Here is a 22,155-nt window from a genome sequence, read left to right on the forward strand (position 1 = left end):
GGTCGCGGGCCTCACTTGAGGCCGGTGTTCGCGACCCCCTGGATGACGTACTTCTGGGCGAAGAGGTAGATGGCGAGCATCGGCAGGATGCTCACGACGGAGCCGGCCATGACGATGTCCCACTCGGTCGTGTACTGGCCCTGCAGGCCGGCGAGCGCGACCGGCAGCGTCTGCAGCTCGGGCGAACGCAGCACGACGAGGGGCCAGAGGAAGCTGTTCCAGCTGCCCATGAACGCGAACACCGAGAGGGTCGCGAGGGCCGGGCGGATGTTGGGCAGGATCACGGTCCAGAAGATCCGGAAGTGCCCCGCGCCGTCGAGCGCGGCCGCCTCGTCGAGCTCGAACGGCACCTGGTTCATGGCCTGCCGCAGCAGGAACACGCCGAACGCGGCCGCCAGTGTCGGCAGGAGCGCACCGAGGTAGGTGTCGACGAGCCCCCAGGCGCGCAGCTCGGCGAAGAGCGGCACGACGAGCACCTGCAGCGGGATCATCATCGTCGCGAGGTAGACGCCGAAGACGACGGTGCGTCCGCGGAACGGCAGTCGGCTGAACGCGTACGCGGCGGTCGCGCTCGTGAACAGCTGCGCGAGCGTGGTGATCGTCGCGAGCAGCAGGCTGTTGCCGACGACCCGCGCGAAGGGCAGGTCGGCGAACAGCCGCTGGTACGACTCGAGGCTCGGGTTCGCGGGCACGAGCGTGGGCGTCGAGCCGAGGCCGGTGCCGGGGCTCAGCGACGTGACGAGCGTCCAGTAGAACGGGAAGAACATCGCGAGCGCGCCGATCACCATCACGACGTGCAGCAGCACGCTCCTGGCCATCGCGCTTCGCGCCGCGGCGGTGCGGTGACGGATGCCGCGCGGCGGCGCCGTGGTCGGTGCGAGCATCGTCTCAGCCATAGTTCACCCACTTGCGCTGGCCGCGGATCTGGACGACCGTCACGGCGAGGATCACGATGAAGAGCAGCCAGGAGAGGGCGGATGCCTCGCCGGCGCGTCCGTAGCGGAAGGTCAGGTCGTAGATCTGCTGCACCACGACCTGCGTGGCTCCGCCGGGCCCGCCGCCGGTCATGGCGTAGACCTGGTCGAAGACCTGGAAGCCGTTGATGAGCGAGATCACGACCACGAAGAAGGTCGCGGGCGAGAGCAGCGGCAGCGTGACCGAGAACAGCCGCCGCCACCATCCGGCGCCGTCGACGCGCGCGGCGTCGATCAGCTCGGGGTCGATCGCCTGCAGGCCGGCGAGCAGGACGACCATGACGAAGCCGAGGTCCTTCCACGCCGACGCGAGGATGATCGACGGCATCGCCCACGCCGGGTCGGTCCACCATCCGGGGCCCTCGATGCCGAAGAACGCGAGCACGGTGTTGACGACGCCGTTCGAGGGGTTCAGCAGCCAGCGCCACACGAGCGCGACGACGATCCAGCTCGTGATGACGGGCAGGAAGTACACGCCGCGGAGGAGCGTGCGGCCCTTCAGCGCCGTGTTGAGCGCGAGCGCGATCGCGAGCCCGCCGACGTACACGAGCGGCAGGTAGCCGACGATGTAGTACAGCGTGTGCAGGAACACGTCGGCGGTCTCGGGGTCGGTGAGCAGGTTCGCGTAGTTCTCGAGGCCGACCCACTTCGCGGGCGCGAGCAGGTTCCACTCGGTGAGGCTGATCCACGCGGCGGCCACCATCGGGCCGAGCACGAACAGCGCGAGCGGCACGGCGCTCGGCAGCAGGAACGCGAGCACGGTGAGGGCGTAGCGGAGGCGTCGGGCGCGCCGGCCGCGCGTGCGGCGCGGGGTCGCGGCGGGGGTCTCCTCCAGTCCGCGGCCCGCGACCTCGGCGGCCGCGTCGCCGATGAGCGCGGTCATGGCCGCACCGCCTGTCCGACGATGCGCGCGCGGATGAGGCGGCCCTGGTCGCCGGCATCGCCCGCCGCGTCGAACGGGGTCGCGAGCACGAGCGCCGCGGCGCCCTGCGCCCAGCTCTCGTCCTGCCAGGTCTCGACCTCGACGGGGAGGCTCCGGCGGTGGCGCAGCAGGTGCGACCGGAAGGCGGGCTCGAACCCAGCCGACCAGAACGGCCAGGCGGCGGTGCCCTCGCCGAGCACCACGACGAACGCCGGGTCGATGGTGTGCACGACGCCCGCGAGCGTGCGGCCGAGGAGCCGCCCGGCCTCGCGGTAGATCGCCGCGGCACGCTCGTCGCCCGACTCGGCCGCGGCGAGCAGGACGCCGATGCCATCCTCGGCGCCGATGACCGACTCCTCGCGCGCCCGGCGGACGAGCGCGGACTCGCCGATGCTCGCCTCGAGGCAGCCGTGGTTGCCGCAGCTGCACCGCGGGCCGTCGTCGGAGATCGGGATGTGCCCGATCTCGCCCGCGCCGCCCGACGCGGCGCGCAGGACGCTGCCGTCGACGACGATGCCCGCGCCGATGCCGGTGCCGATCGTGACCACGAGGAAGTCGTCGTGCGAGCGCCCGAGACCGAAGAGGCGTTCGGCGACCGCGAGCGCGTTGACGTTGTTCTCGACGATCACGGGCAGGCCGATCGCGCGTCGCAGCGCGCCGCCGAGCTCGACGCCCGCCCAGCCGAGCTGCGCCGAGTCGACGACGCCGTTGCCGGGCCGGTCGACGCTGCCGGGCACGCCGACGCCGAGGCCGAGCAGCGTCGAACCGTCGCCCGCGTCGATGAAGTCGCGGATGCGCTCGACGAGCTCGGCGATGAACGTGCTGGAGGTCGCGTCGAACGGCACGCTCGCCGAGCGGACGACCTGCCCGTCGATGCCGACCTCGACGAACGCCACGTGGTCGGCCACGACCTTGATGCCGATCGCACGGCCGGCGGACGTGGCGAGGCCCAGCATGCGGCCGGGCCGCCCGCCGTTCGACGGTGCCTGCTCGAGCTCGACCACGAGGCCCTCGGCGAGGAGGTCCTTGACGAGCTGGGTGATGAGGGCGGGCGAGAGCGAGAGCGTGCGGGCGAGGTCGGCGCGCGAGGCGGGCCCGTTCGCCCCGAGCTGCGCCAGGATCGCCGAGCGGTTGACGTCGGTGCGCTTGCTGGAGTGGATCGCCATCGATACCTCTGGGTCGGCCGTGCGGGGTGGGTGGAGTAAATTTACGACTAAACAAAGTAGAAAAGCAAGTACTGCTTCGGACGACGTGCGCAGGCATGCGAAAGCGCCCCGCACCGGTGGTCGGTGCGGGGCGCCCCTCGTCGGAGATCAGCGGATCACGATGCCGCGGCCGTGGCGTACGTCTGCTGCGCCACCGTGCCGTAGTACGGCCCGAACATCACGTTCGGGATGTTGTTGTAGCCGAAGCTGTTCACCGAGTTCTGCGCTCCGGTGCCCATGAACCACGGGCCGCCCGACGACCCGCCCGTCATGTCGCACGGGATGCCCTGCGACTGCGTCTGGCCGTACGGGTCGGGGCTCGCGGTGCCCGAGCACGACTTCAGCGACTGGCCGTCGAACGGCGCCGCGGCCGGATAGCCGTACGCCGTGTACGAGAGGCCTCGGGCCTGGTTGAACGCGATCGCCGTGCCGCCCACGGTCGCCGACAGCGTCTTGCCGCCCAGGGTGCCCACCGTCGCGAATCCGGTGTCGTAGCTGATGTCGCCGCCCTTGGTCCACTGCGACGGCGCGGTGAGCGTGCGCGCCGCCCACTGCCCGTACGGCGCCGAGCCGTTCAGGTACGCGGGGACGAACACCCAGTTGGTGGCGTACTTGGCCTTCCCGCTGTGCACGCAGTGCGCCGCCGTGGCCACGACGCTGCCGTTCGCCGAGCTCACGGAGTTACCCGAGCATACGTAGTTGCGACCGCTGAGCGTGAAGAACACCTTGCCGATGTTCGGGATCGGCGAGACGCTCGCCGCCATCGGCTGGATCTCGCCGCCCTGCGTCGGCTTGCCGTACGTCACGGGCGCGCCGGCGGCGAGATCGGCGGCGGGCGTCGTCGCCGCCTTGCCGGCCAGGAGGGTGTCGGCCGGGATGGCCGACCGCATGCGCTCGGCGGTCCAGTACGACGCGGCCGCCGCCGCCTCGGCGGCGGGCACGGCGTGCTGGTCGATCCCCGGCGGAACGGACGGGGGTGCGGCGTTCGCCGCCGTCGGCATCGCGAGCAGGCCGCACGCGACGAGAGCCGCGCCGGTGAGGGCGGCGCGGAGCGAGGTGAGTCTCATGGACGGTTCGTCCTTTCATGACCAGCGGCCGGTCCCCCCAAGTCGGTCCCTGCGCCGCGTCCAACGGAATGCGGGAGAGCCTGACAGGTGGCCCCCGTTCGGGGGAGTCCTCGGGGGAGGATTCGTGGGAATCGACCAACATCCGCGCGGAACCGCAGACTTCGACATCGGACCGCCGGAGCGGGCTATGGTGAGGGGTTGCGCTCAGGTGAGCAGCCCCATCCGCTCAGCCGGCTCACACGCGCGCGTATGGGATGATGGAGCGTCCAGCTCGGACGCATCCCCACCCCCACGAGGAGCCATCGCTCGCATGTGCGGCATCGTCGGCATCGTCTCCACCGAGCCCGTCAACCAGCAGATCTACGACAGCCTGCTCCTCCTGCAGCACCGCGGTCAGGACTCGACCGGCATCGCCACCGCCGACGGTCCCGTCTTCCACATGCACAAGGCGCGCGGGCAGGTCCGCGAGGCGTTCCGCACGCGCGACATGCGATCGCTCCTCGGCACCATGGGCCTCGGCCACGTGCGCTACACGACCAAGGGGGCCGCCGAGCGCGAGGAGGAGGCCCAGCCCTTCTACGTGAACGCGCCGTACGGCATCATCCTCGTGCACAACGGCAACCTGACGAACACGCGCGAGCTCTCCGAGGACCTCTTCCGCATCGACCGGCGGCACGTGAACTCCACGAGCGACACCGAGATGCTGCTCAACGTGCTCGCCACCGAGCTGCAGGGCCAGATCACCGGCCTCGAGCTCGACCCCGACCAGGTCTTCCAGGCCGTCTCGCACGTGCACCAGCGCGTCGAGGGCTCCTACGCGGTCATCGCGCTCATCGCCGGGTACGGCCTGCTCGCCTTCCGCGACCCGTTCGGCATCCGGCCGCTCATCCTCGGCCGCCGCAGGACGCAGGCCGGCAAGGACGAGTGGATCGTGGCGTCCGAGTCGCTCGTGCTCGAGAACGGCGACTACGAGATCGTGCGCGACGTCGAGCCCGGCGAGGCGATCTTCATCACGCTCGACGGCGAGATGATCTCGCGACAGTGCGCCGAGAACCCGCGACTCGTGCCGTGCTCGTTCGAGTACGTCTACCTCGCCCGACCCGACTCGATCATGAACGGCATCTCGGTGTACGAGGCGCGCCTGCGCATGGGGAACCGGCTCGCGACGACCATCGAGACGCACATGGACAAGGGCGACATCGACGTGGTCATGCCGATCCCCGACTCCTCGCGGCCCGCCGCCATGCAGGTCGCGCAGAAGCTCGGCATCGAGTACCGCGAGGGCTTCTACAAGAACCGCTATGTCGGCCGCACGTTCATCATGCCCGGCCAGGCGCAGCGCAAGCGCTCGGTGCGCCAGAAGCTCAACGCGATGGGCACCGAGTTCAAGGGCAAGAACATCCTCATCGTCGACGACTCGATCGTGCGCGGCACGACCTCGAAGGAGATCGTCGAGATGGCGCGCGCCGCCGGCGCGAACAAGGTCACGTTCACCTCGGCCGCGCCGCCCGTCCGCTACCCGCACGTGTACGGCATCAACATGCCGAGCCGCCGCGAGCTCGTCGCGCACGGCCGCAAGATCCCCGAGATCGCGCGCGAGCTCGGCGCCGACCACATGATCTACCAGGAGGTCGCCGACCTCCAGGCCGCGATCACCGAGGGCACCGGCATCCGCGAACTCGACCTGTCGTGCTTCACGGGCGAGTACGTCACCGGCACGGTCACGCCCGAGTACCTCGACTGGGTCGAGCGGACCCAGCTGAGCTGACCGCTCCCCCGCAGCGAGTTCGCAGCCGGGCCACGGCATGCGCGCAGCGGACGCTCGGCGCGCGCTGCGATCATCCGGACATGAGCGAGACGACGGATGCCGCGCCATCCGCGGCGGGCACGACGGAGTTCCTCGGCGTGTACGACGCCGATGGCGGGCTGGCGGGGGAGGCGGCCTACCTGATCGGGCACCTGCTCGGCCGCGCGGAGTGCGCGCTGTGCGACATCACCCACACGTGGCGGCGCAAGCCCGAGTGGGACCGCATGGTCGGGCGGCTCGGCGTGCCGTTCCGGCTGGCGCACCGCAACGAGGTGTCGGATGCCGCGGCGCTGGCCGCGATCCAGGACGCTGGGTTGCCCGTCGTGCTCGCACGCGGGGCGACGGGCGCGTGGCATCCGGTGCTGCGCCGCGCCGACCTCGAGCGGGCCGAGGGCAGCGTGGCGGCGTTCGAGCGGATACTCGCCACCGCGCGAACCGCGTGAACCGGCGCCCCGCTCGCCGGTCGCGGCGCGAGGTCGCCGTGGTTCAGGAGGCGGGGTCGTCGTCGACGTAGTGCGTCGACTCGTGCTCGGCGACGGCCGAGCCGGCGCGCCGCGCGAGCGAGCGGTCGACGAGCAGCGCCACGACGCCGCCGAGGGCCGCGCCGAACGCCCCGCACCACAGCAGCAGGAACCCGAACACCTGCCCGCGGTCGAACTCGCCGTTCGCGGGGTAGAGGAACGTGAGCGCGAGCGCGACGATGGCGCCCAGGACGACGCCGAGGCCGATGAACGCGGGATAGCGCGGCGCGCGGCGCACCGTCACGGCATCACTGCTCAACTCGGTCTCGAGGCGCTCGCCGGCGTCGGGGTCGACGTCCATGTGCGCGATCGTGGGGTGCGGCGGCTCGGGCGTCGGCTCGACCGGCTCGACGGGCTCGACGGCGGCCTCCGGCCCGTCGGCCGCGTCGACGTCGGGCTCGTTCGGCTCGGGGCTCTTCGGCGCATCGCTCACACCGCCATTCTCCCCCATGCCGCCGATCGGTCCGCGGGCGCGGCTCAGTGCAGGCGCGACGCGTCGATGACCGGCACGACGCCTTCGAGGTCGGCGCGCTGGCCCGACGCGCGGACGCGGCCGCTCGCGCGCGCGTCGGCCCAGGCGAGCGACCCGGTCGCGAGCGCGAGCCAGGTCGCCGGGTCGGTCTCGACGACGTTGGGCGGCGTGCCGCGCGTGTGCCTCGGGCCCTCGATGCACTGCACCGCGGCATACGGCGGCACGCGCACCTCGACGGCGCCGCCCGGCGACTGCTCGGCGAGCAACTGCAGCGTGTACCGCACGGCGAGCGCGAGCGTCGTGCGGTCGACCGTGGGCGCCGATCCCTCGGCGCCGCCCACGCTCACCACCACGCCGACCGCCGCCCGGCCGAGGTCGTCTGCGATGCGCGCTCGTGCCATGCCTCCATCCTCGCGCACCCCGCCGACGCCCGTGCGTGCGGGCGTCACGGGCCGCGCCCGGCACCGGCCGCTCCGGTAGCCTGACGGGGTGAGAATCCTCGTCCTCGGTTCGGGCGCGCGCGAGCACGCCATCATCCTCGCCCTGCTCGACGAGGAGGCCGGCCACGAGATCATCGCCGCGCCGGGGAACGCCGGCATCGCGGCATCCCCCACCTCGTCGGCCCGCGGCAGCGTTGAGACCATCGCGCTCGACCCGACCGACCCGGTGGTCGTCGCCGACTACGCGATGGACAACGACGTCGAGCTCGTCGTGATCGGTCCGGAGGCCCCGCTCGTCGCGGGTGTCGCCGACGCGCTGCGCACGCGCGGCATCGCCACGTTCGGCCCCGGGAAGGCGGCCGCGCAGCTCGAGGGCTCCAAGACGTTCGCCAAGCGCATCATGGAGACCGCGGGCGTGCCCACCGGTCGTGCCAGCCTCGTCGACTCGCTGCCCCAGGTCGTCGCGACGCTCGACGAGTTCGGCTCCCCCTACGTGGTCAAGGCCGACGGCCTCGCCGCGGGCAAGGGCGTGCTCGTCACCGACGACCGCGAGGCCGCGCTCGCGCACGCCGCGCACTACCTGCAGCAGGGGCCCGTGCTGATCGAGGAGTTCCTCGACGGCCAGGAGGTCTCGCTGTTCCTGCTCTCCGACGGCGCGAACGTGCTGCCGCTCTCACCCGCGCAGGACTACAAGCGCCTGCGCGACCACGACGAGGGGCCGAACACGGGCGGCATGGGCGCCTACTCGCCGCTGCCGTGGCTCGACGAGCGCTTCGGCAGCGAGCGGGCGTTCGTCGACGAGGTCATCGAGACGATCGCCCTGCCCACCATCCGCCAGCTCGACGAGGAGCAGACGCCGTTCATCGGGCTGCTGTACGCCGGGCTCATCCTCACGAGCCGCGGCATCCGCGTCATCGAGTTCAACGCGCGCTTCGGCGACCCCGAGACGCAGGTCGTCCTGCCGCGCCTCGCGACCCCGCTCTCGGGTCTGCTGTACGCGGCGGCCACGGGTCGCCTTGCCGAGCACGGCCGTCCCGAGTTCCGCTCCGACGCGGCCGTGACCGTCGTGCTCGCGAGCGAGGGCTACCCGGAGTCGCCCGAGACGGGCCGGCGCCTCGACGGGCTCGACGCCGCGGCATCCGTGCCCGGGGTGCACCTCGCGCACGCCGCCACCGCGTTCGGCCCGACCGCCGACGACGCCGAGCCGCACCTCGTCGCGACCGGCGGTCGCGTGCTCAACGTGGTCGCCCTCGGCGACGACTTCGCCGAGGCGCGCCGCCGCGCCTACGAGGCGCTCGGGCACCTGCGGCTCGAGGGCGGCCAGTACCGCACCGACATCGCCGCGCGCGTCGCGGATTGAGCTCGGCACGTCGCGCTCGGCCGAGCCGCGGCATCCGTGAGGAGAAGGAGACGGGCATGACCCACGTGAGCGATCTCGCCGGATGGACCCTCGTCTACTCGGGGAAGGTGCGCGACCTCTACGTGCCGACCGCGCTGATGACCGACGACGACACCTGGACCGGCGACCCCCTCAGCCTGTCGCCGGTCGTCCTGGTCGTCGCGAGCGACCGCGTGAGCGCGTTCGACCAGGTGCTCGAGCCCGAGATCCCGGGCAAGGGGGCACTGCTCACCTCGCTCACCCGGTGGTGGTTCGACCGGCTGCCCGAGGTGCCCAACCACCTCGCCTACGCCGAGGACGACCGGTACCACGACCTGCCGGGCATCCCCGAGCGCGTCGCCGACCGCGCGATGCTGTGCCGCACCCTCGACATGTTCCCGATCGAGTGCGTGGTGCGCGGGTACCTCACGGGCAGCGGGTACAAGGAGTACGTGGCGACCGGCGCCATCGGCGGCATCCGCCTGCCCGAGGGGCTCGCCGACGGCGACCGGCTGCCCGAGCCCATCTACACGCCGGCGTGGAAGGCGCCGCTCGGCCAGCACGACGAGAACATCACGTACGAGCGCACGATCGAGCTCGTCGGCGAGACCGTCGCCGAGCAGTTGCGGGCCATCTCGCTCGAGGTCTTCGCGCACGCCTCGGAACTCGCCGAGGAACGAGGACTCATCCTCGCCGACACGAAGTTCGAGTTCGGCGCCGACCGCGAGCTCGGCATCGTGACCCTCGCCGACGAGGTGCTGACGAGCGACTCGAGCCGCTACTGGGACCTCGAGGCGTACCTCACCGGAGCCACGCCCGAGGTGCGGATGGCGAGCTTCGACAAGCAGATCGTGCGCGACTGGCTCGCCGCGAACTGGGACCAGTCGACGCAGGCGGAACCGCCGACGCTTCCCGCCGAGATCGTCGAGCAGACGTCCGAGCGGTACCGCGCGCTGGTGGAACGGCTGACGCTCGGACTCTGAGCCCGAGGACTCGGAGCCCCTGGACTCCGAGTCCTCGGGCCGTCTCCGGCGCCGCCCTCAGGACGAGATCGCGCGGGCGACCGATTCGCCGCCCTCCGCGATCGCCTTCTCGAGCGCCTCGTAGTCCTCGCGGTCGATCGCCTTGTCGATCTTGCGCTGCGCCTTCTCGAGCGCCGCGTCGATGCGATCGAGGTACCGGTCGTCGATGACCGCCACGATGGCCGACGACCCGCGGGGCAGCGACGCCTCGAGTTCGACGCCCATCTTCTTCTCGTCGTGCCGCTCCGCGAGCTTGCCCGCGACCGCGCCCACGCCCGCGCCGATCGCGGTCGCCGCGAGCAGCGGTGGTGCGAAGAGCCCGAGGACGAGCCCGGCACCGCCGCCGATCAGCGCCCCGCTCTTGACCTGCCCGGTCCCGCGCTCGTCGACCGTGACCTTGCCGTCGTCGTCGCGGTGTACCACGACCGAGGAGACGACTTCGAGGTCGACCTCCTTCGCGGCTTCCAGGCGCCGGTAGTCGTCCGCCGCCGATGCCGCGTCGTCGTAGGTCGCGACGTACAGCAGCAGGTTGTCCATCCCCATGGTGGTTCCCCTCCCTCACGGCAGCGCGAACGCGATGCCGGTGGGGCCGACCATAGATCGCGGGTCTGCGGCGGCAGGGGCCCTTCGTCCCGCGAGCGACTCAGTCGGCCGGGCGTTTCTGGTGCGACATGTCGTGGAACTCGCCGAAGTCGAGCGCCGCGCCCGGAAGCTGCGACACGTCGGGGCGAGCGCGCAGGCCGTCGAGGATGACGGCGAGCTGCCGCCGCCAGAACGGCAGGTAGGCGCCGCCGTACTGCCCGAGCGAGCCGAGCATGTCGACGAGCACGCTGAGGTCGACCACCGTCACGTCGGGTCGCAGCGACCCCTCGGCCTGAGCGCGCTCGACGATGGCGTCGGCGGCATCCTGGAGTTCGGTGCCCGGCCGGTGCTCGGGATCGAGCTCGGCGACGCGACGCATGACCGCGGGCAGGTACGGGCGCTCGATCAGCCATTCGGAGAGGCGCTCGAGCCACAGCTCGATGGCGCGCCATCCGGTCTCGGCCGTCCTGATCTCGGCGGTGAACGCCCGCAGCTCGTCGACTCCGTCGTCGTAGAGCTCGCGGATCAGCGCGTCGCGTGTCGGGAAGTGCCGGTAGACGGTGCCCGCGCCCACGGCCGCCCGGGTCGCGAGTTCGTCGAGCGGAGCGCCGATTCCGCGCTCGGCGAAGAGACGCTTCGCCTCGACGAGGAGGCGTTCGTGATTCCGCCGCGCATCGCGGCGCGGCGACGCGATCGAGCCCACGGCACCAATCTACGCCCGGCCGGGGCTTCATTGCGGCGCGCGCCCGCGCGCGCCGCGCGACGCGACGGATTCGAGTCGATCCGCACGGTCGGGTATCATCCGGAAAGGATCCTCCGCTTACCCGAGCCGGAGGCGTCCGGCCCTCTCGGGGAGAGGGGGGCGGTGCGGCGGGCGAACATCGTGCGACTGGGGGCGATGGGGGGCGCCCGCCGCGCCCCATCCTCACCTGGAGCCGCGCCTCGCCTCGACCCTCGGCCTACTCGAGCGTTTCGATCCGCACCTCGACGTCGGCGCCGGGTTCGATGCCCTCGGCGACCCGCACCGCCTTCTTGAGCGGCAGCGCGTACCGCTCGCCGCCGGGGAAGATGGACGTGCGCCAGGTGGTCCGCCCGATGGTCGCCTCGACCCGGACCGACCCGAAGCCGCGCGGCATCCGCGGGCGATCCCGGATGTCGGCCGACTCCTCCTCGGGCACGTCGACGAAGTACCAGGAGTCCGTCGCGCGCTCGTCCCACCGGTACACGCGGCTGCGGAACCGATACCTCTCCACCATGCCCGCGAACCTACCCGCAACCGGCGACACCGCGCGGCCGCCGTCCGGGGTTCCGGACACGACGACGGTGGGGACCCCTGACGAGGTCGTGCGCGCGCTGGCTAGGCTGACCGCGTGACATCCGACGACGAAGCGGGCGAGGCCACCCGGCAGCGGCGGAGCGACGAGGTCGAGGCGAACACCCGACGCATCGAGTCATCCGTCGTCACCGACTTCAGCGACCGCATGAGCTACGGCGGCTACCTCGACCTCGACACGCTGCTCTCGGCGCAGCGCCCGATCTCACGGCCCGAGCACCACGACGAGCTGCTGTTCATCATCCAGCACCAGACCACCGAGCTCTGGCTGAAGCTCGTGCTGCACGAGCTCGAGACGGCGTGCGAGCTGATGCGCGCCGACGACCTGGCGCCGGCGCTGAAGTGCATCGCGCGCGTCAAGCACATCCAGAAGACGCTCACCGAGCAGTGGTCGGTGCTCGCGACGCTCACGCCGAGCGAGTACGCGCAGTTCCGCGGCGTGCTCGGCAACGCGAGCGGGTTCCAGTCGTACCAGTACCGCGCGGTCGAGTTCGTGCTCGGCAACAAGAACGCCAAGATGCTGCAGGTCTTCGACGCCGACCCCGCGGCGGCGGCGATCGTGCGTCGCGCGCTCGAGGCGCCGAGCCTCTACGACGAGTTCCTGCGGCTGCTCGCGCGGGCGGGCTACGAGATCCCCGGCGAGGTGCTCGAGCGCGACGTGACCCGCGCCTGGACCTTCCATCCCGAGCTCGTCCCGGTGTTCACGCGCATCTACGCCGACCCCGAGCACAACTGGGCCGCCTACGAGACCTGCGAGGAGCTCGTCGACCTCGAGGACAACTTCCAGCTCTGGCGGTTCCGGCACCTGAAGACCGTCGAGCGGATCATCGGCTCGAAGACCGGCACGGGAGGCTCGAGCGGCGCGCCGTTCCTGCGGCGCGCGCTGGAGCTGACGTTCTTCCCCGAGCTGTACGCCGTGCGGACGGAGATCCCCGGGTGAGCGGCATGCGCGAGGCGCGAGCGGTGCGCGGGGGTCGTTCTGCGACGGCGCCCGGCGAAGAAGGCGGTGCGGATGTCGCGAACTGACCCCGTCGAGGCGGGGCACGGCCTCGGGCCGCTCGCGCGCCGCGTCCGGCGCTCGCTCAACGGCGACCACCCGGGCGAGGTGGGCACCATGCTCCCCCCGCTCGTCGACCACCATGTGCACCTGCAGCTGAGCCGCGCGGATGACGCGGTCGCCGGCGGCATCGCCGCGGTCGTCGACCTCGGCGCCGACCCGGGCGCGATCGCGACGATCGCGCGCACCGAGGGGCTCCCCCGCGTGCGCTACGCGGGGGCATTCCTCACCGCGCCCGGCGGCTACCCGTCCGACCGGCCGTGGCGGCCCGATGGCAGCGTGCGCGAGCTGCCGTCCGTCGACGGGGGCGCGACCGACGAGCAGGCGCGCGAACTGGCGCACCACGCCCTCGCCGGCCCGGTCGAGGCCGCCGTCGACGAGCAGCGCGCGTTCGGGGCATCCGTCGTCAAGGTGGCGCTCAACTCGGTCGCCGGCACGGTGTTCGACCGGCCCACGCTCGACGCGGTGGTCGCGGCGGCGCGGGCCCGCGGCCTCCCCGTCGCCGCGCACGCCGAAGGCGCGGGGATGGCGCAGCTCGCGATCGACGCCGGTGTCGACGTGCTCGTGCACGCGCCCTTCACCGAGCGCCTCGACGACGCCCTCATCGCGCGTGCCGCGGCCGCCGGGCAGGCCTGGATCTCGACGCTCGCAATCCACGTGCGCGACGACGCGGCCGTCGCCGAGACGGCGATCGAGAACGTCCGGCGCTTCCACGCGGCCGGCGGGCGTGTGCTCTACGGCACCGACCTCGGGAACGGCGACCTCGTACCGGGCGTGAACCCCGACGAGGTCGCCGCGCTCGTGCGGGCCGGCCTCGCGGCATCCGACGTCATCGCCGCCCTCGCCGACCCTTGGCCCGACGCCTCCCCGGCGTGGACCGACGCGGGCGTGGCCACGTTCGTGCCCGGGCCGCCGCCCGACGCCGACCGCCTCACCGACCCGGACACGGTCGCGGCGTGGCTCGCGGCCGCCCGCATCCTGCCCGCCGAGGAACTGGAGCCCTGCTGACCATGGATCCCCTGTTCGCCTACGCCCGCCGGATGGACCGTGCCGACGGTCTCGCGCACTACCGCAAGCGCTTCGTCGGCGCCGACACCGACCTCGTCTACTTCGACGGCAACTCGCTCGGCCGTCCGCCGGCCTCGGCGATCGACCGCGTCGCCGACTTCATGCGGGAGGAATGGGGGCGCCGCCTCATCCGCGGATGGGACGAGTCCTGGCTGCGGCTGCCGTACGAGATCGGCGACCAGATCGGGCGTGCCGTCATCGAGGCGAAGGCCGGCCAGACCGTGATCGGCGACTCGACCACGGTGCTCATCTACAAGCTCGCACGCGCCGCCGTCGACGCGCAGCTCGCGCGCGACCCGCAGCGTCGCGAGATCGTCGTCGACCGCGACAACTTCCCCACCGACCGGTACGTGCTCGAGGGCATCGCGAACGAGACCGGATGCCACCTCCGCTGGATCGACGTCGACCTCACGCGAGGCGTCACCTCGGAGCAGCTCGCCGAGGCCGTCGGCCCGAAGACGGCGCTCGTCGTGCTCAACCACGTGTCGTACCGCTCGGCGTACCTCGCCGATGCGCAGGAGCTCACGCGCATCGCGCACGACGCCGGCGCGCTCGTGCTGTGGGACCTCTGCCACTCGGCGGGATCGGTGCCCGTGCACGCCGACCGGTGGGAGTTCGACCTGGCCGTCGGCTGCACCTACAAGTACCTCAACGGCGGCCCCGGCTCGCCCGCGTTCGCCTACGTGCGCGACGACCTGCACGCCGTGCTGCGGCAGCCGATCCAGGGGTGGTTCGGCACGGCCGACCTGTTCGCCATGGGCCCCGAGTACGTGCCCGCGCGCAGCATCCGCCGGTTCGTCAGCGGCACGTCGCCGATCTCGGCCATGATCGCGATGCGGGAGACGCTCGCGATGATCGAGGAGGCCGGCATGCCGGCCGTGCGGGCGAAGTCGGTCGCGCTCACCGCGTTCGCGATCGACGTGGCCGACGAGTGGCTCGGGCCGCTCGGCGTGACGCTCGGCACGCCACGCGACCCCGAGGAGCGCGGCGGCCACGTGATCCTCCAGCACGAGGCGATGCGCGAGGTCACGGCGCGGCTGTGGCAGCGCGACGTGATTCCCGACTACCGCGACGTGGGCGGCCTGCGCGTGGGGCTCGCCCCGCTGTCGACGAGCTTCGAGGAGGTCTACCGCGGGTTGGATGCCACGCGGCAGGTGCTGCGCGAGGTGCTCGCCGAGCGCGCCGGGCTCGCCTGAGGCGCCGGGCTCGCCTCACTCGTCGGCCTCGCCTGACTCGTCGGCCTCGCCTGACGGCTGCCGGGTCCCGGGTTCCTGCGGGTGCACCCTCACGAAGGCGGGACTCGGGGAGTCGAGGTGCACGCCGAGTCTCGCCGGGCTCGCCTGACGGCTGCCGCGTCCCGGGTTCCTGCGGGTGCACCCACCGAAAGGCGGGACTCGGGGAGTCGAGGTGCACGCCGAGTCTCGCCGGGCTCGCCTGACGGCTGCCGCGTCCCGGGTTCCTGCGGGTGCACCCTCCCAAAGGCGGGACTCGCAGACCGAGCACCAGCTCGAGTCCCCGAGTCCCCGAGTCCCGGGTTCCTGCGGGTGCACCCTCCCAATGGCGGGACTCGGGGAGTCGAGGTGCACGCCGAGTCTCGCCGGCCTCGCCTGACGGCCGCCGAGTCCCGGGTTCCTGCGGGTGCACCCTCCCAACGGCGGGACTCGGGGAGTCGAGGTGCACGCCGAGTCTCGCCGGCCTCGCCTGACGGCCACCGAGTCCCGGGTTCCTGCGGGTGCACCCTCCCAAAGGCGGGACTCGGGGGAAGGGATGGGCGGATGGGGGAGGGCGGGACGACCCTCCGCGGCGTGCGCTCGGTCGCTCCTAGGCAGCACCGGGCGGGCTGTCAACGCCCTCGACGGCGCACCCCGGCCGGGTGAGACTTCGAAGGTACGCGACGCCCTCGGCTCGAGGGCGCGCCGCGAACCGGAGGAGACGAGCATGAGCGACGAGAACACGATCCGAACCCACGCCGCGACGTCCACGGGCAGCGAGGGCAACGGCACGTCCGGCAACGGCACGTCCGGCACGGGCACATCCGGCGGCGCCGCGACCATGCCGCCGACCGCACCGGTCGGCGCCGAGTCGGTCGGCACCGGATCCACCACCACCTCCACCAGGACCGGCGGCCGGCGGAGCGCTCCCGCCGGACCGGGCGAGGAGATCGACTCGGGCGACCGCGAGGCGGTCGACTCGGTCGGCGCCACGACTGAATCGCCGGTCGGCAAGATCGCCGGCGCCGCCGCCGATGCGGCGAAGCAGGCCGGCGCGAAGCTCAAGGAGGCCGCGCAGCAGGCCGACCTCGACGAGTTCGCCGATCAGGCCAAGCGCGTCACGAGCGACTGGACGCAGCGGATCAGGGACGAGTACGAGCGGCGCCCGGGCGTCGTGATCGGCGTGGCCGTCGGCGCCGCCGTGCTGCTCGGCGCGATCGTCCGCGGGCTCGGCCGACGCAGATGAGCGGGTCGTGCCCGGCACCCCGGTCCGCGTAGCATGGCGGCAGCACGCGATGCCCGATGGAAGGACGGTTCCATGACGGATGCGACGAACCAGCCGAGCCCGGCCGGCGGCGAGCTCGACGACCGGGTCGAGCAGGCCATCGGCGAGGCGAAGGCCGCCGCCGACCGGGCCTCGCAGGAGGCCGCCGGCACGCTCGACGCGATGAAGGATGCCGCGCAGGATGCCGCCGAGCGCGGCGCCGCGGCCGTCTCCGATGCGGCGACCCAGGCGAGGGCCGTGGCCGAGGATGCGCTCGACGACGCCGAGGACCTGCTCGAGGACGCCGCCGAGTGGGTCGAGGAGAAGTACCGCGAGAACCCGGTGCTCGTCGTCGTCCTGGCGGCGGCCGCGGGCGTCGCGGTCCTCGTCGGCATCGGCGCGCTCGTGCGCGCGGCGTTCCGCCGGTAGCGCTGCCGCGGCGGCGCGGTCGCAGCGGCGCGGTCACAGCGGCGCGGTCACAGCGGCGCGGTCGCAGCGGCAGCGGCAGCGGGCCAGCGAGCGTCCGCGCCCGCCGGGGCTCGCGCCCGTCGCGCCTACGCGGTGACGCCCGAGAGCCGCCGGCGCGATCGGGCGATCATGGCGTTCACGAGGTGCGGATGCACCATCCGTACCGGGATCATGAACAGCCGCCCGCGCCATCCCTTCATGCGCACGGCGGTCACCACTCGCACGATGCCGTGCGCCTCGTCGACGCCGACGGCCACGCGGAGGTCGAGGTGGCGGTCGTCGACGGCGAGCAGCGCCTCCTCGCCGCGCACGCACCGCACCCGGAACCGGTCGGCGGGGTGGGCGGCGATGCCGACGAGCGGGCCGATCGCCTGTCGGAGCACGATCGCGATGGCGAGCCAGCGCGGGAGCGACCGCATCGAGAAGAGGCTGCGCGCCCAGGCGGCGGGGTCGGCGGTGGCGTGCGCGGGCAGCACGCCGACGGCGACGTCGGCGTAGTCGGGATCTCGGATCTCCTCCAACGCCATGGACCAGAACGCGGGCGGGTGCATCACTTCTCCATACGGGGGCGTATGGAGACTATACGGTACCGTACAGTCATGGCAAGGGTGACCGCGGAGGAGTGGATCGAAGCCGCCTACGAGCGCTTCAGCGCGCAGGGCCTCGCCGCCGTGCGGGTGGAGGCGGTCGCGCGCGACCTCGGCGCGACGAAGGGTTCCTTCTACTGGCACTTCGCCGACCGCGCCGAGCTCGTCGCCGCGGTCATGCGGCGATGGGAGCAGCTCGAGACCGATTTCGTGATCGAGCTGGTCGAGCGCACCGGCACCGCGGAGGAGCGGCTCGCCCGGCTCTACGACGTCATCGTCGAGCGCATGGGCGAGCGCGGCGGCGAGCGTACGCTCTACATCGGCGCCGGGGCCGACGGCGTCGCCGACGCGGTGGCGCGGGTGACCGAGCGACGCGTCTCGTACGTCGCGCAGCTGCTCGTCGACACCGGCTTCGACCCCGGCGAGGCTCGGCGCCGGGGTGCGGCCGTCGTCGCCGCGGTCATCGGGTTCCAGCAGCTCGCGGCGGGCGGATGGCGCGCGGGCCCGGGCGTCGGCACGCACGAGCTCACGGCGACGCTGCTGGCGATGACGCTCGGCCGCGAGCACGCCTGAGGCCCGTCCGGATGACGCGACGCCCTGCAGTACGCTGGCGTCCTGCCGCGCGGCGGACGAGGAGGCGCACATGACGGACACGGCCCCGAGCAGGCGCCCCGGGCTGCGCCCCTGGTCGATGGTGCTCGGCCTCGGCTTCGTGAGCCTCACGATCGACATGGTCTCCGACGGCGCCATCTCGGTCGGAGGCGCGCTGCTCGAGCAGCTCGGCGCCTCGGCCGCGCTCGTCGGCGTGGTCACGGGTGCGGCGACCGCCATCGCGCTCGTGCTGCGGCTGGTCACCGGGCCGTGGGCCGACCGCACGGGCGGGTACTGGGGCTTCACGATCGCCGGCTACGCGATGAGCGCCGTGAGCGTGCCGCTGCTCGCGCTCACCCCGGTGCTCGGCACGGCCTCGCTCGCGACCGCGAGCACGCTGATCGTCGTCGAGCGCACCGGCAAGGCCGTGCGCGGGCCCGCGAAGACGGTGCTGCTCGCCGACGCGGCGGGAGTCGTCGGCCGCGGCAAGGGCTTCGGCGTGCACAAGCTCCTCGACCAGGTCGGCGCGTTCGCCGGGCCGCTCGTGGTCGCCGCGATCGCCGCGCTCACCGGCGAGCTGTGGCCCGCCTTCCTCGCGCTCGCGATTCCGGCGGTGATCGCGATGGTGCTGCTCTGGTGGCTCCGGTCGCGCGTGCCCGACACGAGCGTGTACCGCGAGGCGCCCGAGCCCGACCAGCTCGGGGCCCAGCCGCGAGAGCGCGAGACCGCGCGCGAGAGCGAGCCGCACGCCGAGCCGTCGCCAGCGAGCCCCGGCGCGGCCGCGGCATCCCGTCGCACCTCACTCGCGTCGCGCCTCGCCGGACTCTCGGCGATCCCCGCGCACGTGCGCACGACGTTCCTGCTCTTCGGCACGTTCGCCGCGCTCACCACGTTCGGCCTGCTGAGCTTCGGCGTGATGTCGTTCCACCTGGTCGCCGCCGACCTCGTGCCCGTCGCGGGCGTGCCGCTCGTCTACGCCGCGGGCATGGCGGCCGCGGCTGTCGGCGCGCTCGCGACCGGATGGGTCTACGACCGCGCGGGTGCGTCGATCCTGCTCGCGGTGCCGCTGCTCACGGCGTTCGTGCCCGGCTTCACGCTCGCCGGCACGCTCGGGCTCGTGGTGCTCGGCGTCGTCGTGTGGGGCCTCGCGACCGGCGTGCAGGACTCGACGGTGAAGGCGCTCGTCGCCGACCTCGTGCCGGCCGAGCAGCGCGGCTCGGCGTACGGCTGGTTCGCCGTCTTCCAGGGGGTCGGCGCGCTCGCCGGCGCCTCGGTCGCGGGCGCCTTGTACGGCAGCGTGCCCGTGCTCATCGGCATCGTCGCCGCCCTGCAGGTGGTCGCGGCGGTGCTCCTCGTCGCGGTGCTGCGCCGTCACCGGGCCGAGCGGATGGCGCAGCCCGCGTAGCGCGAGCGGCTCACGCCAGGGCGGCGACCGCATCCAGCTCGTGCCGCAGCGCCGCGCCGAACACCCCCGCCGAGAGCGCGTCGGCGTCGCAGTGGACGCCGCAGCGCAGCATCCCGTCGTACGACAGCGCGGCGACGCCGAGCCGCACGTTGCCCTGGATCGCGCCGACCGGCCACACGCGCTCGAGCGGCGCCCCCGCGAGGGCGAGCGGATGGCGCGGGCCGGGCACGTTCGTCACGAACGTCACGATCAGTCGCTGGTATCGCACGAAGCGCCGGAAGAGCACGGTGCCGAGGCGCGTGCGGGTGAGCTCGAACTGCCCGCGCGCGCGGGCGTCGGCCTTGCGCGCCCGGGTCAGCGCGGCGATGCGCGCGAGACGCGCCGCGACATCCGGCTCGCCCGTCGGCAGCGGCACGAGCATGACGCCGACCGCGTTGCCCGACCGACCGCGCGCGGCGAGCGCGACCGGCACGCTCACGGGCAGCACCGGCGGCACGGGCTCACCCCGTGCGCGCAGCGCGGCCTCCGCGGCCGCGACGACGGCGGCCAAGAGGGCGTCGTTCACGGTCGCCCCGACCGTCGCCGCGCCCGCGGCGAGCGCGTCGAGCGGCGCGTCGACGAACGCGACGCCGCGGCGGGGGCCGATCCGGCCGAGCAGCACGGTGTGCGGCACGGCCGGGCGGAACACCGCGATGGTGCGCTCGATCCCCGACGCGATCGTCCGCATCCGCTCGCGCGCACCGCGTCGCGCCCGGTCGTCGGCACTCGTCGACGCGGCGTCGTGCTCCGACGACGTCGAGCCATCCGGCCCCGTCGCGCCGACGCCCGGCGCACGAAGCAGCGATTCGACGAGGCGCACGGCGGCGAGCCCGTCGGCCATCGCGTGGTGGATGCGCAGCACCACGCCGACCCGCCGCCGCGCGACCCCCGGCACGAGCAGCACCTCCCAGAGCGGCCGGTCGGTCGGCATCGCCGTGACCATGAGCCGGGCGCACAACGCCTCGAATCCGGCGAGCCCGTCGACCGGCGCGACGAGGCGCACGTGCGCCTCGAGGTCGACCGGCGCGGCCGCCCACGCGAAGCGGCGTCCGTCGGGCACGACGCGCTGCGAGAGTCGGGGCTCCGACGGGATCACGCCGGCGAACGATGCGCGCAGGGCCGCGACATCCACCTCGCCCTCGGTGCCGATCGGGCCGCCCGGGGCCAGCACGCCCGCCATCAGGAACGCATTGACCTGGTCGGGCGCGTCGATCACGATGTTCGACGCATCGGCGGCCGTGAGCCGTTCGCGTCGTGCCGCGCGGCTGCCCACGGCCGCAGTCTACGGGTGCCGGCGCCTCGCGGCCCGTCGTGCGGCGGCGACGCGAACGGAACGCGCGATCGGTAGAATCGAGGCATCCGCACCTCCCCCACCGAACGGAGCACCGCTGTGCCCACCATCGTCGTCGACGTGATGCCCAAGGCCGAGCTGCTGGACCCCCAGGGCAAGGCCGTGGCCGGCGCCCTCGCCCGCACCGGGCACGGCTCCATCTCGGGGGTGCGGGTCGGCAAGCGGTTCGAGCTCACGGTCGACGGGCCCATCGACGACGCGATCAAGGCCGAGGTCGCCGCGCTCGCCGAGAACGTGCTCTCCAACTCGGTCATCGAGGACGTGGTGGGCATCCACTACGAGCAGTCCAACGCCGAGCTCGCCGAGGAGACCGTCGCCGCCCATCACGACGGCTACGACGCCCCCGCGGGCGAGACCCACTGACCGAACCGACCACTCGCCCCGGAGGCCCCCGCATGCGCATCGGCGTCATCACGTTCCCCGGCTCGCTCGACGACCGCGACGCGCAGCGCGCCGTGCGGCTCGCGGGCGCCGAGCCCGTCGCCCTCTGGCACGGCTCGCACGACCTCGAAGGCGTCGACGCCCTGATCCTGCCGGGCGGGTTCAGCTACGGCGACTACCTGCGCTGCGGCGCGATCGCCTCGCTCAGCCCGATCATGACCGAGGTCGTGGATGCCGCGAACAAGGGCCTGCCCGTGCTCGGCATCTGCAACGGCTTCCAGATGCTCACCGAGGCGCACCTGCTCGAGGGCGGGCTGATCCGCAACGACCACGGCTCGTTCATCTGCCGTGACCAGGTGCTGCGCGTCGAGAACACCTCGACCGACTGGACCGGCGAGTTCGAGGCCGGCCAGGAGATCACGATCCCGCTGAAGAACGGCGAGGGCGGCTTCATCGCGTCGGAGGAGACGCTCGACCGCCTCGAGGGTGAGGGCCGCGTGGTGTTCCGCTACGTCGATGTGAACCCCAACGGGTCGCTGCGCGACATCGCCGGCATCTCGAACGAGCGCGGCAACGTGGTCGGCCTCATGCCGCACCCCGAGCACGCGGTCGAGCCGGGCTTCGGGCCCGACACGGCCGCCGCGATGCGGTCGGGCGTCGACGGGCTCGGTTTCTTCACGAGCGTCGTGCGCCGCACCCTCGTCGAGGCCTAGCCGCGCGACTGCGCCCGCAGTCGCGCGGTCGGCGCGGCGTCAGGAGCCGATCATCCCGACGCACGGTCCGATGAGCACCAGCCAGGCGGCGGATGCCACGATCAGGATGCCGACGCCGACGCTGCGGGTCCTGCGACTGAAGAGCAGGCCGATGCCCGCGAGCACGGGCAGCGCGCACGTGATCGTGAACAGGAAGCCGTAGCCGGCCCCCGCCGCCGCCGCGAGGAGCAGCCCGACCATGAACGCGATCCCGGTCGCGGCGCATCCGATGCCGGACCCGATGCCGATGCCGGCGCC

General features: G+C 73.0%; 25 protein-coding genes. 13 read left to right on the forward strand and 12 right to left on the reverse strand.

Annotated features, from left to right (window positions below; all coding sequences use genetic code 11):
- Positions 1-11: 11 nt before the first annotated feature.
- The 4 genes from JOD46_RS18010 to JOD46_RS18025 all read right to left on the reverse strand — a co-directional run bounded on the left by JOD46_RS18010 (position 12) and on the right by JOD46_RS18025 (position 4,168).
- Complete coding sequence (locus JOD46_RS18010; RefSeq protein ID WP_204395860.1) at positions 12-896, reverse strand: carbohydrate ABC transporter permease; 885 nt, start codon at positions 894-896, stop codon at positions 12-14.
- A complete protein-coding gene (locus tag JOD46_RS18015; RefSeq protein ID WP_204395861.1) occupies positions 889-1,857 on the reverse strand; it encodes a carbohydrate ABC transporter permease in 969 nt (322 codons plus the stop codon). Before JOD46_RS18015 ends, JOD46_RS18010 begins: the two co-directional genes overlap by 8 nt.
- Positions 1,854-3,062: an ROK family transcriptional regulator gene (locus JOD46_RS18020; protein ID WP_204395862.1), complete on the reverse strand. Its 1,209-nt coding sequence runs from the start codon at positions 3,060-3,062 to the stop codon at positions 1,854-1,856. Before JOD46_RS18020 ends, JOD46_RS18015 begins: the two co-directional genes overlap by 4 nt.
- A 155-nt stretch (positions 3,063-3,217) precedes the next feature.
- Positions 3,218-4,168: a trypsin-like serine peptidase gene (locus JOD46_RS18025; RefSeq protein ID WP_204395863.1), complete on the reverse strand. Its 951-nt coding sequence runs from the start codon at positions 4,166-4,168 to the stop codon at positions 3,218-3,220.
- A gap of 310 nt (positions 4,169-4,478) precedes the next feature.
- On the opposite strand from JOD46_RS18025, the gene purF reads away from it, so the two are divergent.
- Positions 4,479-5,936, forward strand: coding sequence for an amidophosphoribosyltransferase (purF, locus tag JOD46_RS18030; RefSeq protein WP_204395864.1), 1,458 nt, complete (start codon positions 4,479-4,481; stop codon positions 5,934-5,936).
- A gap of 80 nt (positions 5,937-6,016) precedes the next feature.
- A complete protein-coding gene (locus JOD46_RS18035) occupies positions 6,017-6,418 on the forward strand; it encodes a hypothetical protein (protein ID WP_204395866.1) in 402 nt (133 codons plus the stop codon).
- A 43-nt stretch (positions 6,419-6,461) separates the two neighbouring features.
- Here the strand turns inward: JOD46_RS18035 and JOD46_RS18040 are convergent, their stop codons facing one another.
- Together JOD46_RS18040 and JOD46_RS18045 are read right to left on the reverse strand one after the other, a co-directional pair.
- Entirely contained in the window at positions 6,462-6,929 is a 468-nt protein-coding gene (locus JOD46_RS18040; RefSeq protein ID WP_204395868.1) for a hypothetical protein, read from the reverse strand.
- A 44-nt stretch (positions 6,930-6,973) separates the two neighbouring features.
- Complete coding sequence (locus tag JOD46_RS18045) at positions 6,974-7,369, reverse strand: sterol carrier family protein (protein WP_204395870.1); 396 nt, start codon at positions 7,367-7,369, stop codon at positions 6,974-6,976.
- Between the two features lie 88 nt (positions 7,370-7,457).
- On the opposite strand from JOD46_RS18045, the gene purD reads away from it, so the two are divergent.
- Both purD and JOD46_RS18055 read left to right on the forward strand, forming a co-directional pair.
- On the forward strand, positions 7,458-8,768 hold the full coding sequence (gene purD / locus JOD46_RS18050) for a phosphoribosylamine--glycine ligase (protein WP_204395872.1): 1,311 nt from the start codon (positions 7,458-7,460) through the stop codon (positions 8,766-8,768).
- A gap of 56 nt (positions 8,769-8,824) precedes the next feature.
- Positions 8,825-9,769: a phosphoribosylaminoimidazolesuccinocarboxamide synthase gene (locus JOD46_RS18055; RefSeq protein WP_204395880.1), complete on the forward strand. Its 945-nt coding sequence runs from the start codon at positions 8,825-8,827 to the stop codon at positions 9,767-9,769.
- A 57-nt stretch (positions 9,770-9,826) separates the two neighbouring features.
- Here the strand turns inward: JOD46_RS18055 and JOD46_RS18060 are convergent, their stop codons facing one another.
- From JOD46_RS18060 to JOD46_RS18070, 3 genes are all read right to left on the reverse strand, one after another.
- Positions 9,827-10,351, reverse strand: a complete 525-nt coding sequence (locus JOD46_RS18060; protein WP_204395882.1) for a DUF1269 domain-containing protein — start codon at positions 10,349-10,351, stop codon at positions 9,827-9,829.
- 100 nt (positions 10,352-10,451) lie between these two features.
- On the reverse strand, positions 10,452-11,093 hold the full coding sequence (locus tag JOD46_RS18065) for a TetR/AcrR family transcriptional regulator (protein ID WP_204395884.1): 642 nt from the start codon (positions 11,091-11,093) through the stop codon (positions 10,452-10,454).
- Positions 11,094-11,349: 256 nt separating this feature from the next.
- A complete protein-coding gene (locus JOD46_RS18070) occupies positions 11,350-11,646 on the reverse strand; it encodes a DUF1905 domain-containing protein (RefSeq protein WP_204395886.1) in 297 nt (98 codons plus the stop codon).
- 114 nt (positions 11,647-11,760) lie between these two features.
- Between JOD46_RS18070 and kynA the strand changes: the two genes are divergently transcribed.
- The 5 genes from kynA to JOD46_RS18095 all read left to right on the forward strand — a co-directional run bounded on the left by kynA (position 11,761) and on the right by JOD46_RS18095 (position 16,752).
- Positions 11,761-12,663: a tryptophan 2,3-dioxygenase gene (kynA, locus tag JOD46_RS18075; protein ID WP_204395894.1), complete on the forward strand. Its 903-nt coding sequence runs from the start codon at positions 11,761-11,763 to the stop codon at positions 12,661-12,663.
- Between the two features lie 72 nt (positions 12,664-12,735).
- Positions 12,736-13,788, forward strand: coding sequence for an amidohydrolase family protein (locus JOD46_RS18080; RefSeq protein WP_204395902.1), 1,053 nt, complete (start codon positions 12,736-12,738; stop codon positions 13,786-13,788).
- Positions 13,789-13,790: 2 nt separating this feature from the next.
- Complete coding sequence (locus JOD46_RS18085) at positions 13,791-15,044, forward strand: kynureninase (protein WP_204395904.1); 1,254 nt, start codon at positions 13,791-13,793, stop codon at positions 15,042-15,044.
- A 742-nt stretch (positions 15,045-15,786) separates the two neighbouring features.
- The gene (locus tag JOD46_RS18090) at positions 15,787-16,305 is read left to right on the forward strand and encodes a hypothetical protein (protein WP_204395906.1); all 519 of its coding nucleotides are present in this window, start codon (positions 15,787-15,789) and stop codon (positions 16,303-16,305) included.
- 72 nt (positions 16,306-16,377) lie between these two features.
- Positions 16,378-16,752 carry a hypothetical protein gene (locus JOD46_RS18095; protein ID WP_204395908.1) on the forward strand — a complete coding sequence of 125 codons (375 nt, stop codon included), beginning with the start codon at positions 16,378-16,380 and terminating at the stop codon, positions 16,750-16,752.
- 125 nt (positions 16,753-16,877) lie between these two features.
- On the opposite strand, the gene JOD46_RS18100 is transcribed toward JOD46_RS18095, so the two are convergent.
- Entirely contained in the window at positions 16,878-17,342 is a 465-nt protein-coding gene (locus tag JOD46_RS18100; protein ID WP_204395909.1) for a DUF2867 domain-containing protein, read from the reverse strand.
- A 48-nt stretch (positions 17,343-17,390) separates the two neighbouring features.
- Here JOD46_RS18100 and JOD46_RS18105 point away from each other — a divergent pair, with 48 nt between their 5' ends.
- Together JOD46_RS18105 and JOD46_RS18110 are read left to right on the forward strand one after the other, a co-directional pair.
- Entirely contained in the window at positions 17,391-17,951 is a 561-nt protein-coding gene (locus tag JOD46_RS18105; protein WP_204395911.1) for a TetR/AcrR family transcriptional regulator, read from the forward strand.
- A 70-nt stretch (positions 17,952-18,021) separates the two neighbouring features.
- On the forward strand, positions 18,022-19,374 hold the full coding sequence (locus JOD46_RS18110; RefSeq protein ID WP_239562883.1) for an MFS transporter: 1,353 nt from the start codon (positions 18,022-18,024) through the stop codon (positions 19,372-19,374).
- 10 nt (positions 19,375-19,384) lie between these two features.
- Here the strand turns inward: JOD46_RS18110 and JOD46_RS18980 are convergent, their stop codons facing one another.
- A complete protein-coding gene (locus tag JOD46_RS18980; RefSeq protein WP_204395912.1) occupies positions 19,385-20,686 on the reverse strand; it encodes a wax ester/triacylglycerol synthase domain-containing protein in 1,302 nt (433 codons plus the stop codon).
- A 117-nt stretch (positions 20,687-20,803) separates the two neighbouring features.
- On the opposite strand from JOD46_RS18980, the gene purS reads away from it, so the two are divergent.
- Together purS and purQ are read left to right on the forward strand one after the other, a co-directional pair.
- Positions 20,804-21,127 carry a phosphoribosylformylglycinamidine synthase subunit PurS gene (gene purS, locus JOD46_RS18120; protein WP_204395913.1) on the forward strand — a complete coding sequence of 108 codons (324 nt, stop codon included), beginning with the start codon at positions 20,804-20,806 and terminating at the stop codon, positions 21,125-21,127.
- A gap of 32 nt (positions 21,128-21,159) precedes the next feature.
- Positions 21,160-21,858, forward strand: coding sequence for a phosphoribosylformylglycinamidine synthase subunit PurQ (purQ, locus tag JOD46_RS18125; protein ID WP_204395914.1), 699 nt, complete (start codon positions 21,160-21,162; stop codon positions 21,856-21,858).
- 39 nt (positions 21,859-21,897) lie between these two features.
- Here the strand turns inward: purQ and JOD46_RS18130 are convergent, their stop codons facing one another.
- Positions 21,898-22,098, reverse strand: coding sequence for a hypothetical protein (locus JOD46_RS18130; protein ID WP_204395915.1), 201 nt, complete (start codon positions 22,096-22,098; stop codon positions 21,898-21,900).
- Positions 22,099-22,155 lie beyond the last annotated feature (57 nt).

It is taken from the genome of Agromyces aurantiacus (assembly GCF_016907355.1).
Taxonomy (GTDB): domain Bacteria; phylum Actinomycetota; class Actinomycetes; order Actinomycetales; family Microbacteriaceae; genus Agromyces; species Agromyces aurantiacus.

Bases quoted from the DNA above. Each gene is read 5' to 3' on its own strand.
- JOD46_RS18010 (WP_204395860.1), bottom strand. From the start codon at position 896: ATGGCTGAGACGATGCTCGCACCGACCACGGCGCCGCCGCGCGGCATC.
- JOD46_RS18015 (WP_204395861.1), bottom strand. From the start codon at position 1,857: ATGACCGCGCTCATCGGCGACGCGGCCGCCGAGGTCGCGGGCCGCGGA.
- JOD46_RS18020 (WP_204395862.1), bottom strand. From the start codon at position 3,062: ATGGCGATCCACTCCAGCAAGCGCACCGACGTCAACCGCTCGGCGATC.
- JOD46_RS18025 (WP_204395863.1), bottom strand. From the start codon at position 4,168: ATGAGACTCACCTCGCTCCGCGCCGCCCTCACCGGCGCGGCTCTCGTC.
- purF (WP_204395864.1), top strand. From the start codon at position 4,479: ATGTGCGGCATCGTCGGCATCGTCTCCACCGAGCCCGTCAACCAGCAG.
- JOD46_RS18035 (WP_204395866.1), top strand. From the start codon at position 6,017: ATGAGCGAGACGACGGATGCCGCGCCATCCGCGGCGGGCACGACGGAG.
- JOD46_RS18045 (WP_204395870.1), bottom strand. From the start codon at position 7,369: ATGGCACGAGCGCGCATCGCAGACGACCTCGGCCGGGCGGCGGTCGGC.
- JOD46_RS18055 (WP_204395880.1), top strand. From the start codon at position 8,825: ATGACCCACGTGAGCGATCTCGCCGGATGGACCCTCGTCTACTCGGGG.
- JOD46_RS18060 (WP_204395882.1), bottom strand. From the start codon at position 10,351: ATGGGGATGGACAACCTGCTGCTGTACGTCGCGACCTACGACGACGCG.
- JOD46_RS18070 (WP_204395886.1), bottom strand. From the start codon at position 11,646: ATGGTGGAGAGGTATCGGTTCCGCAGCCGCGTGTACCGGTGGGACGAG.
- JOD46_RS18080 (WP_204395902.1), top strand. From the start codon at position 12,736: ATGTCGCGAACTGACCCCGTCGAGGCGGGGCACGGCCTCGGGCCGCTC.
- JOD46_RS18085 (WP_204395904.1), top strand. From the start codon at position 13,791: ATGGATCCCCTGTTCGCCTACGCCCGCCGGATGGACCGTGCCGACGGT.
- JOD46_RS18090 (WP_204395906.1), top strand. From the start codon at position 15,787: ATGAGCGACGAGAACACGATCCGAACCCACGCCGCGACGTCCACGGGC.
- JOD46_RS18095 (WP_204395908.1), top strand. From the start codon at position 16,378: ATGACGGATGCGACGAACCAGCCGAGCCCGGCCGGCGGCGAGCTCGAC.
- JOD46_RS18100 (WP_204395909.1), bottom strand. From the start codon at position 17,342: ATGCACCCGCCCGCGTTCTGGTCCATGGCGTTGGAGGAGATCCGAGAT.
- JOD46_RS18105 (WP_204395911.1), top strand. From the start codon at position 17,391: ATGGCAAGGGTGACCGCGGAGGAGTGGATCGAAGCCGCCTACGAGCGC.
- JOD46_RS18110 (WP_239562883.1), top strand. From the start codon at position 18,022: ATGACGGACACGGCCCCGAGCAGGCGCCCCGGGCTGCGCCCCTGGTCG.
- purQ (WP_204395914.1), top strand. From the start codon at position 21,160: ATGCGCATCGGCGTCATCACGTTCCCCGGCTCGCTCGACGACCGCGAC.
- JOD46_RS18130 (WP_204395915.1), bottom strand. From the start codon at position 22,098: ATGGTCGGGCTGCTCCTCGCGGCGGCGGCGGGGGCCGGCTACGGCTTC.